Source organism: Caulobacter zeae, from assembly GCF_002858925.1.
Lineage (GTDB): Bacteria > Pseudomonadota > Alphaproteobacteria > Caulobacterales > Caulobacteraceae > Caulobacter > Caulobacter zeae.
The window spans coordinates 13,114-29,543 of the sequence record NZ_PJRS01000021.1; the positions used below are offsets into that span (position 1 = coordinate 13,114).

Below are 16,430 nucleotides of genomic sequence, written 5' to 3' on the forward strand. Positions count from 1 at the left end.
TTACAGCGTCACGCCCGACTTCCAGATGGCGATCTCGCGCTCGCCGTTGCGCTCGGCCTTGGTTTCCTGGCCCGAGGCGGTGGCGACGACCAGGTCGAGCAGCGAATCCGCCGCCTGGTCCATGGTCTGGCCGTCCAGCACCACCCCGGCGTCGAAGTCGATCCACGACGGCTTGCGGGCGGCCAGGGCGCTGTTCGAGGCGATCTTCAGCGTCGGGGCGGGGAAGCCCAGCGGCGTGCCGCGGCCGGTGGTGAACAGGATCACCGTGGCGCCGGCCGCCGTCAGGGCCGTGGACGACACCGCGTCGTTGCCCGGCGCCTCGAGCAAGGTCAGCCCGTGCGGGCCGACCCGCTCGCCGTAGCGCAGCACCTCGACCAGAGGCGCGCGGCCGCCCTTCTGCACCGCGCCCAGGGATTTCTCCTCCAGGGTGGTGATGCCGCCGGCGATGTTACCGGGCGAGGGGTTCTCGTAGATGGGCTGGTGGTTGTCGATGAAGTAGCGCTTGAAGTCGTCGATCACCTCGACGGCCTGGTCGAAAACCTCGCGGCTTGCAGCCCTTTGCAGCAGCACGTTCTCGGCGCCGAACACCTCGGGGATCTCGGTCAGCACCGGGGTGCCGCCCGCTGCGGCCACCTTGTCGGCGATGCGGCCGACCAGCGGATTGGCCGTGACGCCCGAGAACCCGTCCGAGCCGCCGCACTTGAGGCCAACCACCAGTTCGGAAAGCGGCGCGGGCTCGCGCTTGTCCTTCTCGGCGATCTCGATGAGCGTCTCGATGGCCTCCAGGCCCTGTTCGTACTCGTCTTCCACGAACTGGGTGGTGAACGAGCGCAGGCGCTCGGGATCCAGGTCCGGGGCGCTGTCGAGCAGGGCCTTCAGCTGGTTGTTCTCGCAGCCCAGGCCCAGGATCAGCACGCCGCCGGCGTTGGGGTGGGCGGCCAGGCCCGCGATCAGCTGGCGGGTGTGGGAAAGATCATCGCCCAGCTGCGAGCAGCCGAACGGGTGGGGGAAGGCGAAGACGCCGTCGACGCGGCCGGCGAAGCGGGCATTGGCCTTTTCGGCGATACGGCGGGCGGTGTTGGCCACGCAGCCGACGGTGCACAGCACCCAGATCTCGTTGCGCGTGCCGACCCGGCCGTTCTTGCGGCGATAGCCCAGGAAGCTGCGGTCGCCGACCACCTCGGTGTTGTCGGTCCCGGCCGGCGCGTAGGCGTAGCCTTCGACGCCAGAAAGGCGCGTCTCGACATTGTGGACGTGCACGTGGTCGCCGACGGCGATGTCGCTGACAGCCCGGCCGATCGGCCAGCCGTACTTCAGCACGTCCTCGCCCTTGGCCGCCGCGCGCACGGCGATCTTGTGGCCCTTGGGAATGTCGCTTCGCACCCGGATCTGCTCGCCGTGCAGATCGACGGTTTCGCCGGCCGACAGGGGACGCAGGGCGGTGGCGACGTGGTCGCGCGGATCGACGCCGTGGATCGATTCGCCGGGAAAGGTGGCCGTTTCGCTCATCTGGGGTCTTTGTCTTTGCGACTTTTTGTGTTGCCATCCGGTCCTAAGGGAGTGGAAACCGGTGTCAAGAGCTTCGCCAGCGCGCTTTTAGCCGCAGATTGGCTACGCTTTCGACGCTGGAGTATGACAAAAGAAAAGAACGCCCGCCGCATGGAAACGCCGTGACCTCGTCAAAGACGCCCAAAAAGTCCGCCGACGAGTCGGATGTGAACGCCGCGCTGGAAAGCGGCCGCCGCCGCGCCACCATCAACGACATCGCCCGCCTGGCCGGGGTCTCCAAGAAGACCGTCTCGCGGGTGATCAACCAGTCGCCCTTCGTCCGCGAAGAGACGCGGGTGCGGATCGAGGCGGTGATCGCCGAGTGGGGCTACGCCCCCGATCCCCAGGCTCGAGGCCTGGCCTTCCGCCGCTCGTTCCTGATCGGCATGATCTACGACAACCCCAACCCGCAGTACGTCGTGAACATGCAGCTTGGCCTGCTGGACGGCATGCGCGGCTCGGGCTTCGAGCTGGTGGTCCACCCCTGCGACCGTGGCAGCCCCACCTTCCTGCAGGACGTGCGGATGTTCATCGAGCGGCAGAAGCTGTTCGGCGTGATCCTGCCGCCGTCGGTGTCGGAGGACGAGCGCGTCGCCGACCTGCTGCGCGACATCGGCTGCGAATACATCCGCATCGCCTCGGTGCCGCTCGACGAAGAAGAGCACATGATCGTCGGTCACGACCGGCTGGGCGCCCAGGCCATGGGCGAGCACCTGGTCGGCCTGGGCCACGAGCGCATCGGCTTCATCACTGGCCTGCCCAGCTTCCGGTCGTCGCACGAGCGGCGAGGGGGCTTCGAGGACGCGCTGACCAAGGCCGGCGTGAAGCTCGACCCCAACTATGTGGTGCAGGGCGCCTACACCTTCGAATCGGGCCTGGCCTGCGGCGAGGCGCTGCTGGCCAAGACCCCGCGCCCGACCGCCATCTTCGCCGGCAACGACGAAATGGCCGCCGGCGTGCTGCAGGCCGCCCGCCGCGCCGGCCTGACGGTGCCGGAAGACCTGACCGTGGTCGGCTTCGACGACTTCCAGATCGCCCAGGCCGTCTGGCCGCCGCTGACCACGATCCACATCCCGACGCGCGAAGTGGGCCGCATGGCCGCCGAGAAGCTGATCGCCCGCGACGGCTACGAGCCGGGCGATCCGGCCAAGACGATCCCCTATCTGGTGACGCGCGAGTCTTCCGCCCCACCGAAGAAAGTGTAGGGTGCGCCGCGCGCCCTGCACCTTGCACCGAACTTTGACACCGGTTACCAAGCGCCACGAAGCGGCCCGTTAGCAGCCGCCGGCGAAGGGACGAGGAGACACGCCATGGCCCGGCCCCTGATTTTGCACGACGATCGCCTGTTCCCGGCCGATCCGACCGTCCGCGGCATCGCCCGCGAGCTCTATTCGACGGTCGCGGCCCTGCCGATCATCAGCCCGCACGGCCACACCGATCCGGCCTGGTTCGCCACCAACGAGCCGTTCCGCGACGCCACCGACCTCTTGCTGGCGCCCGACCACTACGTCTTCCGCATGCTCTACAGCCAGGGCGTGGCGCTGGACGACCTGAAGGTGCCGCGCAAGTCGGGCGTGCCCGCCACCGATCCGCGCGCGGCCTGGAAGCTGTTCGCCCAGAACTTCCACCTGTTCCGCGGCACGCCGTCGTGGATCTGGCTGAACCACGTGTTCAGCAAGGTGTTCGGCTTCACCGAGTTCCTGGGCGAGGACAACGCCGACGCCTATTTCGACGGCATCAACGAAGCGCTCGCCACCGACGCCTTCCGCCCGCGCGCCCTGTTCGACCGCTTCAACATCGAGACCCTGGCCACCACCGAGGGGCCGCATGATCCGTTGAAGCACCACAAGGCCATCCGCGAGAGCGGGTGGGGCGGCCACGTCATCACCGCCTATCGTCCCGATGCGGTCATCGACTTCGAGGACGAGCGCAGCCCGCGCGCCTTCGAACGCTTCGCCGAGATCTCGGGCCAGGACGTCCACAGCTGGAAGGGCTATCTCGAAGCCCACCGCATCCGCCGCAAAGCCTTCATCGAGGCCGGCGCCACCTCGTCCGACCATGGCCATCCGACCGCCGCCACCGCCGACCTGAGCGAGGCCGAGGCCGAGGCCCTGTTCGCCGACCTGGTGAAGGGCAACGTCACGCCGCAGAAGGCCGAACTGTTCCGCGCCCAGATGCTGACCGAGATGGCCAAGATGAGCCTCGAGGACGGCCTGGTGATGCAGATCCACCCCGGCTCGCACCGCAACCACAATGTCGGCCTGCTGGAATCGCACGGCCGCGACAAGGGCGCCGACATTCCGATGCGTACGGAATATGTCGATGCGCTGAAGCCGCTGCTGACGCGCCTGGGCAACGACAAGCGCCTGTCGGTGATCCTGTTCACCCTGGACGAGACGACCTACAGCCGCGAGCTGGCCCCGCTGGCCGGCCACTATCCGGTGCTGAAGCTCGGCCCCTCCTGGTGGTTCCACGACAGCCCGGAAGGCATGATGCGCTTCCGCGAGCAGGTCACCGAGACCGCCGGCTTCTACAACACCGTCGGCTTCAACGACGACACCCGCGCCTTCCTGTCGATTCCCGCCCGCCACGATGTCGCCCGTCGCGTCGACAGCGCCTTCCTGGCGCGCATGGTGAGCGAGCACCGCATGGATTTGGTGGAAGCTCAGGAGCTCATCGTAGACCTGACGTACAATCTGCCTAAGAAGGCCTACAAGCTCGATCAGCCGCGGCCTCTCCCGGCCCCGGCGCTCGCTGCCGAATAAGAACACCACTTCCGGAGTAAACACGATGTTCGCCAAGACCTACCACGCCACCCATCCGGACATGATGTTCGCCGTCAGCAACGACGACCTGCGCGACCGCTACCTGATGCAGGACCTCTTCGTCGAAGGCGAGATCGTCCTGAACTACAACCACGCCGAACGCTTCGTGGTCGGCGGCGTCGTCGCCTCGACCGCCGTGAAGCTGCCCGACCAGACCGAGCCCGCCTCGGCCGCCGGGCACCCGTTCCTGGAGCGTCGCGAGCTGGGCGTGATCAACGTCGGCGAGACCACCGGCAAGATCACCGTCGACGGCGTCGTCTACGACATCGTTCCACGTGACGGCCTGTACGTCACCATGGGCGCCAAGGACGTGACCTTCGAAGGCACGGGCGGCGAAGCCGCTCGCTTCTACCTGGTCAGCCTGCCGGCCCACGCTTCGTTCGAAACCAAGAAGCTGGCCTTCGCCGACGCCATCCCGCTGGAGCGCGGCGCTCTCGAGACCAGCAACGAGCGCACCATCTACCAGTACATCGTCCCGACCACCTGCAAGTCGGCTCAGCTGCTGCTGGGCATGACCGTCCTGAAGCCGGGCAGCGTCTGGAACACCATGCCGCCCCACCTGCACGACCGTCGTTCGGAAGCCTACTTCTACTTCGGCCTGGGCGAGAACGACCGCGTGTTCCACTACATGGGCGAGCCGGACGAGATGCGTCACATCGTGATCGCCAACGAGGAAGCCGTCATGAGCCCGCCGTGGTCGATCCACATGGGTTCGGGCACCGCCAACTACACCTTCATCTGGGCGATGGGCGGCGAGAACCTCGACTACACCGACATGAACGTGCTGGACATCTGCCAGCTGAAGTAGGCGTAACACGCCACCCGCGCTCCTCCGGCCGTCATCCCGGCCGGAGCAGGGCGTAGAGCCGGGACCCAGGGCCGCAGCAATGCGCCACCCTGGGTCCCGATCGGCTTTAGGGCCGTCCGGGATGAAGCAATTGGGATCAGGAAGCAGATAAAATGGCCAATCCGTTCAGCCTCGAAGGCAAGGTCGCGCTCGTCACCGGCGCCAACACCGGCATCGGGCAAGGGATCGCCATCGCCCTCGCTCAAGCCGGCGCCGACATCGCCGCCGCGGGCCGCAGCGAACCGACCGACACCAAGGCCGCCGTCGAGGCGCTGGGCCGCAAGTTCGTGTCGATCAAGGCCGACTTCTCGACCACCGAACCCGTGCAGCGTGTGATCGACGAAACCGTCGCCGCCTTCGGCAAGGTCGACATCCTGGTGAACAACGCCGGCATCATCCGTCGCGCCGACTCGATCGAGTTCTCGGAAGCCGACTGGGACGCGGTGATGGACACCAACCTCAAGGTCGTCTTCTTCCTCACGCAAGCCTTCGCCAAGCAGGCCCTGACCCAGGGCGGCGGCAAGGTGATCAACATCGCCAGCTTGCTCTCCTTCCAGGGCGGCATCCGCGTGCCGTCGTACACGGCCGCCAAGTCGGGCCTGGCCGGCCTGACCAAGATCCTGGCCAACGAGTGGGCGACCAAGGGGATCAACGTCAACGCCATCGCGCCCGGCTACTTCGACACCAACAACACCGAGGCCCTGCGCGCCGACGCCGACCGCAACGCCTCGATCCTGGCCCGCATCCCGGCCGGCCGCTGGGGCCGTCCGGAAGACCTCGGCGGCGCCGCGGTGTTCCTGGCCTCGTCGGCCGCCGACTACGTTCAGGGCGTGACCCTGCCGGTCGACGGCGGCTGGCTGGCCCGCTAAGGCCGCCGGCCTTGGGGCCGTCACCAGACCGAACGATCCCCGCGAAGGCGACTTCGCGGGGATTTTCGTTTCTGGAGCGGGGGGCGACGGCCCTCACGCATAAAAAGCGCGCCGCCGAACAATGGTAGCGCAACCATTTCACCTCCCGACTTCCCCCGGGAGAAGAAGGGCGCTAGAGCCCGCACAGCGTTCGACCGGGCCGGGCTGAACGCGAGAACCGTTAGATCAGTTCTTACAGTCCCGACGATCCACCGTTCTCCCTGGCGGTGGTGATGGAGCATGCGCATGCGCGACTCGGCCCTCTCCCTCGGCGCCAGCCGTCCCACCAGCCGTGATGTCCGGCAGAACGCCAACCTGCTTGGCGACCTGCTGATCGAGGCCATCGGCTATCTGGAAGGGGAGGAGGCCGCCGGCCTGGTGGCCAAGGCCCGCAAAGCCGCCGCGCACGAAACCGACGAAGGCGAGGCCCCGGGTCTCGACCACCTGTTCGAAGGCCTCTCCAACGACCAGGCCGTGTTCCTGGCGCGGGCTTTCGCCAGCCATTCGCTGCTGGCCAATATCGGCGAGGACGTCGCCGGCCGCCGCCGCCACGCCGAGGCCGACGCCCGTCCCGGCGACGAGCGCGCCCGCACCCTGGTCGACGCCGTCGCGGTCCTGAAGGCGCAGGGCAAGACCGACGCGGAACTGGCCAAGGTCTTCGCCGCCATGAACGTGGTGCCGGTGCTGACCGCTCACCCGACCGAAGTCCGCCGCCGCAGCATGGTCGATCGCGAGACCGAGATCTCGCGGCTGATGACCCTGCGCCGCCACCACCTGCCGGCCGACCTGGAAGCCGACATCCGCGAGCGCCTGTTCCGCGAGATCGCCCTGATGTGGCGCACGCGCCTCTATCGCCCCGAGCGGATCACCGTGAAGGACGAGATCCGCAACGCCCTGTCGATCGTCCGCACCTCGATCCTGCCGGCCATGGTCGATCTCTACGAGGAATGGTCGGGCAAGATCGGCAGCCATGGCCACATCGCCCCGCTCTTGAAGATGGGCTCGTGGCTGGGCGGCGACCGCGACGGCCACCCCGGCGTCAACGGCGACACCCTGAAGTTGGCCCTCTCGTCGCAGTCGCGGGTGATCCTCGACTGGTACGCCGGCGAGGTGCGCAAGCTGTGGTCGAACCTCGCCGTCTCGACCGCCTACACCCCCGTCTCCGACGAACTGCTGGCCCTGGCGTCCCAGGCCAAGGACCCGTCGGTGCACCGCCTGGACGAGCCCTACCGCCTGGCCCTGGAGCTGATCTTCGACCGCCTCACCGCCGTGTCGCAGAAGCTGACCGGCCAGTGGGTGGCCTACGCCACCAGCCGCACGGACGTCGAGCCCTACGCCCACCCCGACGCCTTCGTCGCCGACCTGCAGATCATCATCGAGTCGCTGGAAGCCAACGGCGGCGAGCGCCTGGTCGGAGCCTCGCTGCGCACCCTGGTGGCCGTCGCCAGGGCCTGCGGCTTCCACCTGATGAGCCTGGACCTGCGCCAGAACGCAGACGTCCACGAGCGCACCATCCATGAACTCTATCAGCGCTCGGGTTCGGGCGTGCGCTACCTCGACCTCGACGAGGAAGCCCGCTCCAAGCTGCTGATCGAGGAGCTGTCGCACCAGCGGCCCCTGGTGTCGCCGTTCACCGCCTATGGCGAGGAGACGGCCAAGGAGCTGGCCACGATGGAAGCGGCCGCCCAGGCCGTGCGCGACTACGGCCACGCCTGCATCGGCGCCTACATCATCTCCAAGTCCGCGACCCTGTCGGACATCCTTGAGCCGCTCGTCCTGCTCAAGCAGGTGGGCCTCGTCTGGGGCGGGGCGGCGCCGCGCTCGTCGCTGAAGATCGCCCCGCTGTTCGAGACCATCGAAGACCTGGAAAACGGTCCGCGCGTGCTGCGCCAGTGGCTGGAGCTGCCGATCAGCCGCACCATCCTGGGCGACCGGCCGGTGCAGGAGATCATGCTCGGCTACTCCGACAGCAACAAGGACGGCGGCTATGTCGCCTCGCGTCGGGGCGTGGCGCGGGGGGCTTCTGCGCTCGCGTTCGAGGCCGACCGCATGGGCGTCGGCATCCAGCTGTTCCACGGTCGCGGCGGCAGCGTCGGGCGGGGCGGCGGACCGGCCGCCGAGGCCGTGCTGGCCCAGCCGGCCGGCACCGTCCAGGGCCGCATCCGCATGACCGAGCAGGGCGAGATGATCGCCCGCCGCTTCGGCGACCAGCCCACCGCCCGCCGCAACCTCGACGGCCTGGCCGCGGCCGTGGTCCAGTCCAGCCAGCGCCCGGTCAACCGCCCCGACCCCAAGGTCGAGAGCGCCATGACCGCACTGGCCCAGTCGTCCTTCGAGGGCTACCGCGCCCTGGTCTATGACGACCCGGCCTTCGAGGATTTCTTCTGGTCGGCCACCCCGATCGGCGAGATCGTCGGCCTGAACATCGGCAGCCGCCCGGCCAGCCGCACCGCCAGCCGCAAGATCGAGGACCTGCGGGCCATCCCGTGGGTGTTCTCCTGGTCGCAGGCGCGCTTCATGCTGCCGGGCTGGTACGGCTTCGCCTCTGGCGTCGAGCGCGCGGGCCTGTCGACGGGCCAACTTCAGGACCTGGCCGGCGACTTCGACTTCTTCGCCTCGTTGCTGTCGAACATGGAACTGGCGCTGGCCCAGAGCCACATGGGTATCGCCGCCCGCTACGTGGCCCTGTCGCCTGACCAGACCAACGCCCAGCGGATCTTCGAGACGATCAAGCGCGAGCACGACAAGGCCGCAGAGATCGCCCTGGCGATCCGTGGCGGCTCCAGCCTGCTCGACAACCAGCCGGAGCTGGCCGAGTCGGTGGCCCTGGCCGGTCACTCGGTCGACCCGCTGAACCATCTGCAACTGGAACTGCTGGCCCGCCGTCGCGGCGGCGAGCAGGCCGAGGACGTGCGCCTGGCCATCCAGCTCACCGTGGCCGGCATCGCGGCGGGCCTGCGCAACACCGGCTGATCCGGGAAGGGCGCGCCGCCGCTCATTCGGCGCGCCCGTCAAAAACGCGATGCTCGCGAACCTGCGTTTTCTACAGGCTTGCTCAAATGTCGAAACTGCGCTTATCTGTCTATGACACCGGTGACAAAACGAGCCGAGCTCTGATTGATACCGGTGTCACGACGTTTTGGGTCGGCTCCCCCGACCCGGCGTCCTGCGGCTCTTTGAGTTCGCTCCTGCGCAAACTTTCCAGGGCGTCGAGCTGTAGCTCGGCGCCCTTTATTTCGCCGGGGGCAGGGGGCTGGCGGAAAGTGACGCGGCGGCAGCCACGCGCTGTGGCGCAAGTCGCGCGCGCGGGCTAAGGGATCGCCCGAACAGATCTTCCACGCGCGGCGCGCCACGGCGGCGCCTCGCGCAAGAACGGCCCTTTCCGGGAGGAGTACGAGAATGCTGAAGAACCGTATGGCGGTGCTGCAGGCCCTTGAGACCCAAGGCGTGGTGCCGGTGTTCTATCACCCGGACGTCGAGATCTGTAAGAACGTCATCCAGGCCTGCGCCGACGGCGGCGCGCCCTGCATCGAGTTCACCAACCGCGGCGACTTCGCCGCCAACGTCTTCTACGAAGTCACCAAGCACTTCGCCTCGGCCGATCCGCGCGTGATCATGGGCGTCGGCTCGATCGTCGATGCGCCGACCGCCGGCCTCTATATCGCCAACGGCGCCAAGTTCATGGTCAGCCCGATCGTCAACGCCGACGTGGCCAAGCTCTGCAACCGCCGCATGATCCCCTACAGCCCCGGCTGCGGCTCGGCGACCGAGATCTCCTACGCCCAGGAACTGGGCTGCGAGATCGTCAAGGTGTTCCCCGGCTCGTCGGTCGGCGGCCCGGACTTCATCAAGGCCGTGATGGGCCCGATGCCCTGGACCAAGATCATGCCGACGGGCGGCGTCGATCCGGACGAGGCCTCGATCAAGAAGTGGTTCGGCGCGGGCATCGTCGCCGCCGGCATGGGTTCCAAGCTGATCACCCAGGAAGCCCTCGACGCCAAGGACTACGCCGGCATCTCCAAGAAGGTGCGCGAGACGGTCGACCTGATCGCCAAGGTGCGCGGCAAGGCCTGATGAGCGACAAGCCGATCCTCAACCTGCGCCCGGCCGCCGAGACCCGCTGGGACTGCGCGGCGCTGGGCGAAGTGATGCTGCGCCTGGATCCGGGCGACGGCCGGGTGCGCAACGCCCGCCAGTTCCAGGTCTGGGAAGGCGGCGGCGAGTACAACTTCGCCCGCGGCATGAGCAAGTGCTGGGGCAAGCGCGCCACCGTCGCCACGGCCCTGCCCGACAGCGACCTGGGCTGGCTGGTCCAGGACCTGATCGGCCAGGGCGGCGTGGACATGAGCCACGTGGTCTGGCGCCAGTTCGACGGCCTGGGCCGCAACACTCGGGTCGGCCTGAACTTCACCGAGCGCGGCTTCGGCGTGCGCCCGGCGCTGGGCGTCTCCGACCGCGCCAACTCGGCGGCCTCGCAACTGCGTCCCGGCGAGATCGACTGGGAGCGGCTGTTCGGCGAGGAGGGCGTGCGCTGGTTCCATACCGGCGGCGTGTTCACCGCGCTGGCCAGCAACACCGCCGAGGTGGTTCTGGAGGCCCTTGAGGTCGCCAAGAAGCACGGCGTCATCGTCAGCTTCGACCAGAACTACCGCGCCTCGTTGTGGAAGGACCGCGGCGGCCTCGACGCCGCCCAGGCCCTGAACCGCAAGATCGCCGCCATGACCGACGTGATGATCGGCAACGATCATGACTTCGTGGTGTGCTTGGGGATGGAGATCGACGGGTTGGCGAAGGGTCTCGAACCCACCGATCCGGCCAACTTCAAGACCCTGGCCCCGCAGGCGGTGAAGGCCTTCCCGAACCTCAAGGTCCTGGCCACCACCCTGCGGGCCGTGCGCTCGGCCAGCGTCAACGACTTCGGCGCCATCCTGTGGGCCGACGGGGCCTTCTACGAGGCCCCGATGCGCGACGGCCTGGCCATCTACGACCGCATCGGCGGCGGCGACGGCTTCGCCTCTGGCTTGGCCTACGCCCTGATGGAGAACCTGGGTCCGCAAGCCGCCGTCGACTACGGCGCGGCCCACGCGGCCCTGGCCATGACCACCCCGGGCGACACCTCGATGGTGCGGCTGAAGGAGGTCGAGGCCCTGGTGAAGGGCGCGGGGGCTCGGGTTATTCGGTAGCGAACCTCCCCCTTTGGGGGAGGCGGCCGAAGGCCGGAGGGGGGCGTTTTCAGTTGCCAAGGCGTTTGCCAGGTTCGCAGCCACTCCCCCCACCGATCGCTTCGCGATCACCTCCCCACAGGGGGGAGGTTCCCAAGAAAAAAGCCCCGGTCCTGCGACCGGGGCTTTTCCATTTTCAGGCTCTGGAGCCTACTTCCCCGCGCTCACCGCCGGCCCGTACAGCATGCCGTTGAACAGGAACTTGAAGGTCCCGTACGACTGCGCCCGCTGGGTGATTTCCGGACCCATGACGAACAGCTTGCCCTTGCCGACGTCGACGTCGAGGATCGCCGTGGTGTCCTTCAGGCGTTCCTGGCCGACGGCCCAGCCGCTGCGCAGCGGCTTGTCGGTGTCGAACCACGAGACCTTCGACACGCCCTTGGCGTCCGACTTCAGGGTGAAGGTCGGCGAGCGATCGTAGAAGATGTCCACGTCCGCGGGGATGCCGTAGGCCAGCGGCTGGGTGACGTCGACCTTGGCCCGCAGCACCGAGCCGGGGATGTAGAGCTCCTTGGTCGACAGGCCCACCAGCTTGCCGTTCTCGGTCTTGGCCGTTGCGACTTCGACCGGCGCGCCGAAGGCGGTGGCCAGGCGCGTGGAGGCGCCGATGGCGATCACCGTGCCGCCGTTCTCGGCGAAGGCCTTGAGCTGCGGGATGGTGGTCTCGTCGGACACCGTGCCGAGCCAGCTGTGGTACTCGGCCGGGATCTCCTCGGCCTTGGGCTGCGGATAGCCGCGGCCGGCGCGGAACGGACCGCCGGGCGTGGCCGGCACCACGCCGTCGGCGAACACCAGGACGTCGAAGTCCTTGGCCAGGTCGCCGGCGTCCAGGCGCTGCGGATAGACCACCTGGAAGGGGGCTTCGAACTTCTCGAACATCCAGCGGTTCCAGCCCGAAGGCATAGAGCCGCCATAGACGTCCACCAGGCCCACGCGGATCGGCTTCAGCGGCAGGGCCGAGCCGCCCGGCTTCGAACCGACGGCCCAGGCGTCGATGCCCAGTTCCTTGACGCCGGCGCCGATCACCTGCGCGGCGGCGGGCGAGTAGGGGACCCAGATGGCCCCGGCGGCGAAGCTCTGCTTGCCGGCCTTGGCCCCGTCCTTCAGCCACGAGACCTGGGCGCCGGCCTTCAGCAGGCGGTTGGTCAGGGTGAAGGCGTTGTTGGGGGCGTGGTCGATCAGCCAGCCGGCCTTGCCCGAGCCCTTCACGGCGCCCGGCTTGACGGCGATCAGGTCGGGCACGCGCTGGAACGGTCCGTCGAAGCCGTCGAGCACGCGGTCGAACTTCACGCCCGTCTGGTAGGCCAGGGTGTAGCCGGTGACGTCGTAGGGGGCCTTGGGCGGGCCGCCCGGATACTCGGCGTCGTGCGGGTGGTCCTGCGGCTCGAACATGTCGAGGATGTGCGGGCGATAGGCCTGGGCGGTCTTCACCACATAGGAGCCGGCCGGATAGGTCTTGCCGGCCACGGTGAAGGGCTTGGTGGCCTCGTCCACGTCGACGCCGGCCTTGATCAGCGCGTTCAGGAACGCCACCACGGTCGGCTTGTCGGCCTGGTCGGCGGTCAGGATGTAGCCGCGCGGGTCACGCTTTTCCGGGGCCTGCAGGATGGTCTTGTAGAGCGACGGATCGACCGAGGCCGAAGTCGGCGAGCCGGTGACGCGGCCCTCGAACTTCACCTTGGCGCCGGCGGCCTTCAGGTCGTCGATCTCGGTCGGGGTGATGGTCCAGCTGTCCTTCGAACCCTTGGCGATCGAGTTGCTGGCCATCTTCCAGATGTTGAACAGCATGCGCTCGCGGTTGCGCGAGGCGTAGTCCATCACCGCGCGGTCCAGGCTCCACTGGTACTCGACCGTTTGGGCCAGATGCCAGGTCTGCGGCGGGGCCGGCATCGGGCGGTCGCCGTTGGGCAGCTGCACGTCCGGCACCAGGTTCAGCGGCATCGGCGTCGGCGAGCCGGTGATCTCGGTCAAGAGGCCCACGGCGTTGTGGAAGTAGGCGATGGAGCGTTCCATGCCGTTGTGCCAGGTCGAGTAGGGGGCGGCGCTGCGGGCGCCCGAGCCGGGCTTGTCCTCGGCCACCAGGCGGCTGTGCATGGCCATGCCGACTTCCTGCAGCGAGGTCATGACCAGCGGGTCGTAGTTGTAGTTGAAGGGGTCACGGAACGGCGGGACGAACACCACCATGCCGTTCGGGGCCGGCTGGTGCTGGTTGTAGATGATCTGCGGATACCACTCGCGGAACAGCACCTTGTTGACGTTGGTGGTTTCCGACATCTGCGACATGAAGCTGTCGCGGTTGTTATCGTGGCCGACGTACTTCTGGTACAGGCGCGGGATCGAGTTGTACTCGCGCTTCTGCGGATCCTGGTTGCGCATGTACCAGTCCGAGACCAGCTCCATGCCGTCGGGATTGTCGTGGCCGAACAGCACGATGACGTCGTCGAGGATGCGCATCGTCTCGGGATCGGTCTTGGTCAGCATCCGGTACAGAACCTGGATCTGGCCCTGCGAGGTCACCGTTTCGGTGGCGTGCATGCCCGCGTCGATCCAGACCACGGCCTTGCCGGTGGCGGCCAGCTTCTCGGCTTCTTCCTTGCTGACTTCGCCCTTGGCCAGCTTGCGGGCGACGGCCTTGTATTCGTCCAGCTTTGCCAGGTTGGCGGGCGAGGAGACGATCGCCACCCACTGGGTGCGGCCTTCCTCGGACTTGCCGATGTCGACCAGCTTCATGCGGTCGGACTGGCCGGCCAGGGTCTTCAGATAGGCCTCATAGGCGGTGTAGTCGGCCAGGAAGTAGTCGCTGCCCGGGTCCTGGGCGAAGGCCTGGGCGGGCGGGGTGATCTCTGCCGAGTAGGCGGCCTGGCCGCCGAAAGTCATCACCAGCGCCAGGGCGGCCCCGGCCATCGCTACGTGTCGCGTCATCGCACTCCCCATCCACCAAAGCGGGGCGTGCTTGTTCGCCGGCCCCCTAAGCTTGACGCAGGCGGAGCACGAAACCGCAAGTTGGGCCACCATCGACGGAAAAATAGTTCGCGGACGGGGCGCTTGCCCCGCGCGGCCGGATGCGGCATCAGCAGGCCGCACAACGGATCCGGCCTCGCCGGATGGCTACCCCGGGCGCCGATCCCTCGGGAAACCTTCGCGGCGCGATCGCGCGCCGCCGCACCACGCAAGACCGATCCCATGAGCTTCCTCGCCAAGACGCGCCAGCAATGGCTCGCCAATCCTGGCCGCGACCTGCTGGCCGGCACGGTCGTCGCCCTGGCCCTGATCCCCGAGGCCCTGGCCTTCGCGTTCATCGCCGGCGTCGATCCGGCCGTGACGCTCTACGCCTCTTTCGTCATCGCCATGACCATCGCCTTCGTCGGCGGCCGGCCGGCGATGATCTCGGCTGCCACCGGCGCCATGTCGCTGCTGATGGGCGGCCTCGTGCGCGAGCATGGCGTCGAGTACCTGTTCGCCGCCAGCCTGCTGACTGGCGTGATCCAGATCGTCATCGGCCTGCTGCGCCTGGGCCGCTACGTGAAGTTCGTCTCGCGCTCGGTGATGAGCGGCTTCGTCAACTCCCTGGCCATCCTGATCTTCATGGCCCAGCTGCCCCAGCTGATCGGCGGCAACTGGCAGACCTTCGCCCTGGTCGGCGCGGGCCTGGCGATCATCTATCTCTTCCCGCGCCTGACGAAGGCGGTGCCCTCGTCGCTGGTGGCGATCCTGGCGCTCAGCGCCGTGGCTATCGCCCTGAACCTGCCGGTGCGCACCGTCGGCGACATGGGCCATCTGCCGACCGCCTTGCCCGGCTTCCACCTGCCGGCCGTGCCGCTGACGCTCGAGACCCTGAAGATCATCGCCCCGGTTTCGCTGACCCTGGCGTTCGTGGGCCTCCTGGAAAGCCTGCTGACCGCCAACCTGCTCGACGACCTGACCGACAGCCCATCCGACAAGGACCGCGAGACCCGGGGGCAGGGGATCGCCAACATCGTCTCGCCGCTGCTGGGGGGCATGGCCGGCTGCGCGCTGATCGGCCAGTCGATCATCAACGTGAAGTCCGGCGGCCGATCGCGCCTGTCGACCTTCTGGGCGGGCCTGTTCCTGCTGATCCTGATCCTGGTGCTGCGCGACTGGGTGGCGAAGATCCCGATGGCCGCCTTGGTAGCGGTGATGATCATGGTGGCCTTCACCACCTTCGACTGGAACTCGGTGCGCAAGCTGCGCTCGACGCCGTTGCAGTCGACCATCGTCATGCTGGCCACTACCGTGACGGTGCTGATCACCCACGACCTGGCCAAGGGCGTCGTGCTGGGCGTGCTGCTCAGCGTGCTGTTCTTCGCCCGCAAGGTCGGCAAGATGATCAACGTCGCCGAGCGCTCCGACAGCACGCAGACCGCCCGCCGCTACGTCGTCGAAGGCCAGCTGTTCTTCGTCTCGGCCGAACTGTTCGCCGCCGGCTTCGAGTTCCACGGCCATCCCACCAGCGTCGAGATCGACATGACCGCCGTGCGCCTGTGGGACCTCACCGCCGTCGGCGCGCTCGACAAGGTGGTGCTGCGCTATCGCCGCCAGGGCGCGGCGGTCGAGGTCGTGGGGCTGGACGAGGCGGGCGCGGCGCTGGTGGCCAGGCTGGCGGCGCACTGAGAACCCACTCTCCCTCTGGGAGCGGGAACACTTTCACCCCTGCGAAAGGCTCAGCACGTTGCCGTCGGGATCGGTGAACCAGGCGACCTTGGCCGCCCCGCCCGGGGCGGTCCAGATCCCCAGGGCGTCCTGGCCGAAGCCCTCGTAGATCGTGAAGGCGACGCCCCTGTCGGTTAGCGCCCGCACGCCGGCCTCGATGTCCTCGACGTGCCAGCCGAACACCGGATGGGCGCCGGCCTTGTAGTCGGGCAGGGCGGTCAGGCGGATCAGCGCCGCGCCGACCTCAAGAAAGTCGCCGAACGGATCGGAGCTGCGGACCACAAGGCCCAGCTTGCCGACATAGAAGTCCAGCGCGCGCTGGCGGTCGCTGACATGGACGAAGGCGACGGGCGTTCCGGAGGCGGCCGGCATGGTCTTTCACTCCCCGCGAGGTGCTTTCCGCGAATCC

Annotated in this window: 11 protein-coding genes and 1 other annotated feature; of the genes, 8 read left to right on the forward strand and 3 right to left on the reverse strand. The window is 68.0% G+C overall.

Annotation, left to right across the window (positions count from 1 at the left end; translation table 11 throughout):
• Positions 1 to 1,509, reverse strand: coding sequence for a UxaA family hydrolase (locus SGCZBJ_RS11355; RefSeq protein ID WP_101718119.1), 1,509 nt, complete (start codon positions 1,507 to 1,509; stop codon positions 1 to 3).
• A 161-nt stretch (positions 1,510 to 1,670) separates the two neighbouring features.
• Between SGCZBJ_RS11355 and SGCZBJ_RS11360 the strand changes: the two genes are divergently transcribed.
• The 7 genes from SGCZBJ_RS11360 (at position 1,671) to SGCZBJ_RS11390 (ending at position 11,311) form a co-directional block, all read left to right on the forward strand.
• Entirely contained in the window at positions 1,671 to 2,753 is a 1,083-nt protein-coding gene (locus SGCZBJ_RS11360) for a LacI family DNA-binding transcriptional regulator (RefSeq protein ID WP_101718120.1), read from the forward strand.
• Positions 2,754 to 2,858: 105 nt separating this feature from the next.
• Complete coding sequence (uxaC, locus tag SGCZBJ_RS11365) at positions 2,859 to 4,313, forward strand: glucuronate isomerase (RefSeq protein ID WP_101718121.1); 1,455 nt, start codon at positions 2,859 to 2,861, stop codon at positions 4,311 to 4,313.
• Positions 4,314 to 4,338: 25 nt separating this feature from the next.
• Complete coding sequence (gene kduI / locus SGCZBJ_RS11370; RefSeq protein ID WP_101718122.1) at positions 4,339 to 5,181, forward strand: 5-dehydro-4-deoxy-D-glucuronate isomerase; 843 nt, start codon at positions 4,339 to 4,341, stop codon at positions 5,179 to 5,181.
• Positions 5,182 to 5,333: 152 nt separating this feature from the next.
• Positions 5,334 to 6,089, forward strand: a complete 756-nt coding sequence (kduD, locus tag SGCZBJ_RS11375) for a 2-dehydro-3-deoxy-D-gluconate 5-dehydrogenase KduD (protein ID WP_101718123.1) — start codon at positions 5,334 to 5,336, stop codon at positions 6,087 to 6,089.
• Between the two features lie 285 nt (positions 6,090 to 6,374).
• Positions 6,375 to 9,101: a phosphoenolpyruvate carboxylase gene (gene ppc / locus SGCZBJ_RS11380; RefSeq protein ID WP_101718124.1), complete on the forward strand. Its 2,727-nt coding sequence runs from the start codon at positions 6,375 to 6,377 to the stop codon at positions 9,099 to 9,101.
• A 426-nt stretch (positions 9,102 to 9,527) separates the two neighbouring features.
• Entirely contained in the window at positions 9,528 to 10,202 is a 675-nt protein-coding gene (locus SGCZBJ_RS11385; RefSeq protein WP_058348668.1) for a bifunctional 4-hydroxy-2-oxoglutarate aldolase/2-dehydro-3-deoxy-phosphogluconate aldolase, read from the forward strand.
• On the forward strand, positions 10,202 to 11,311 hold the full coding sequence (locus tag SGCZBJ_RS11390; protein WP_101718125.1) for a sugar kinase: 1,110 nt from the start codon (positions 10,202 to 10,204) through the stop codon (positions 11,309 to 11,311). The genes SGCZBJ_RS11385 and SGCZBJ_RS11390 overlap by 1 nt, the downstream gene beginning before the upstream one ends.
• 189 nt (positions 11,312 to 11,500) lie before the next feature.
• Here the strand turns inward: SGCZBJ_RS11390 and SGCZBJ_RS11395 are convergent, their stop codons facing one another.
• Entirely contained in the window at positions 11,501 to 14,365 is a 2,865-nt protein-coding gene (locus tag SGCZBJ_RS11395) for a M14 metallopeptidase family protein (RefSeq protein WP_420808160.1), read from the reverse strand.
• A 69-nt stretch (positions 14,366 to 14,434) separates the two neighbouring features.
• Positions 14,435 to 14,488, forward strand: a sequence feature (sul1 is cis-regulatory element that is thought to sense ions involved in sulfur or methionine metabolism; They are found in Alphaproteobacteria).
• Between the two features lie 45 nt (positions 14,489 to 14,533).
• On the opposite strand from SGCZBJ_RS11395, the gene SGCZBJ_RS11400 reads away from it, so the two are divergent.
• The gene (locus tag SGCZBJ_RS11400) at positions 14,534 to 15,982 is read left to right on the forward strand and encodes a SulP family inorganic anion transporter (RefSeq protein WP_101718127.1); all 1,449 of its coding nucleotides are present in this window, start codon (positions 14,534 to 14,536) and stop codon (positions 15,980 to 15,982) included.
• Between the two features lie 33 nt (positions 15,983 to 16,015).
• Here SGCZBJ_RS11400 and SGCZBJ_RS11405 read toward each other — a convergent pair whose 3' ends face one another.
• Complete coding sequence (locus SGCZBJ_RS11405; protein WP_101718128.1) at positions 16,016 to 16,393, reverse strand: VOC family protein; 378 nt, start codon at positions 16,391 to 16,393, stop codon at positions 16,016 to 16,018.
• Positions 16,394 to 16,430 lie beyond the last annotated feature (37 nt).

Excerpts from the sequence above, each read along its gene's own strand:
- SGCZBJ_RS11355 (WP_101718119.1), bottom strand. The coding sequence starts at position 1,509 with ATGAGCGAAACGGCCACCTTTCCCGGCGAATCGATCCACGGCGTCGAT.
- uxaC (WP_101718121.1), top strand. The coding sequence starts at position 2,859 with ATGGCCCGGCCCCTGATTTTGCACGACGATCGCCTGTTCCCGGCCGAT.
- kduI (WP_101718122.1), top strand. The coding sequence starts at position 4,339 with ATGTTCGCCAAGACCTACCACGCCACCCATCCGGACATGATGTTCGCC.
- kduD (WP_101718123.1), top strand. The coding sequence starts at position 5,334 with ATGGCCAATCCGTTCAGCCTCGAAGGCAAGGTCGCGCTCGTCACCGGC.
- ppc (WP_101718124.1), top strand. The coding sequence starts at position 6,375 with ATGCGCGACTCGGCCCTCTCCCTCGGCGCCAGCCGTCCCACCAGCCGT.
- SGCZBJ_RS11385 (WP_058348668.1), top strand. The coding sequence starts at position 9,528 with ATGCTGAAGAACCGTATGGCGGTGCTGCAGGCCCTTGAGACCCAAGGC.
- SGCZBJ_RS11390 (WP_101718125.1), top strand. The coding sequence starts at position 10,202 with ATGAGCGACAAGCCGATCCTCAACCTGCGCCCGGCCGCCGAGACCCGC.
- SGCZBJ_RS11395 (WP_420808160.1), bottom strand. The coding sequence starts at position 14,365 with ATGGTGGCCCAACTTGCGGTTTCGTGCTCCGCCTGCGTCAAGCTTAGG.
- SGCZBJ_RS11400 (WP_101718127.1), top strand. The coding sequence starts at position 14,534 with ATGAGCTTCCTCGCCAAGACGCGCCAGCAATGGCTCGCCAATCCTGGC.
- SGCZBJ_RS11405 (WP_101718128.1), bottom strand. The coding sequence starts at position 16,393 with ATGCCGGCCGCCTCCGGAACGCCCGTCGCCTTCGTCCATGTCAGCGAC.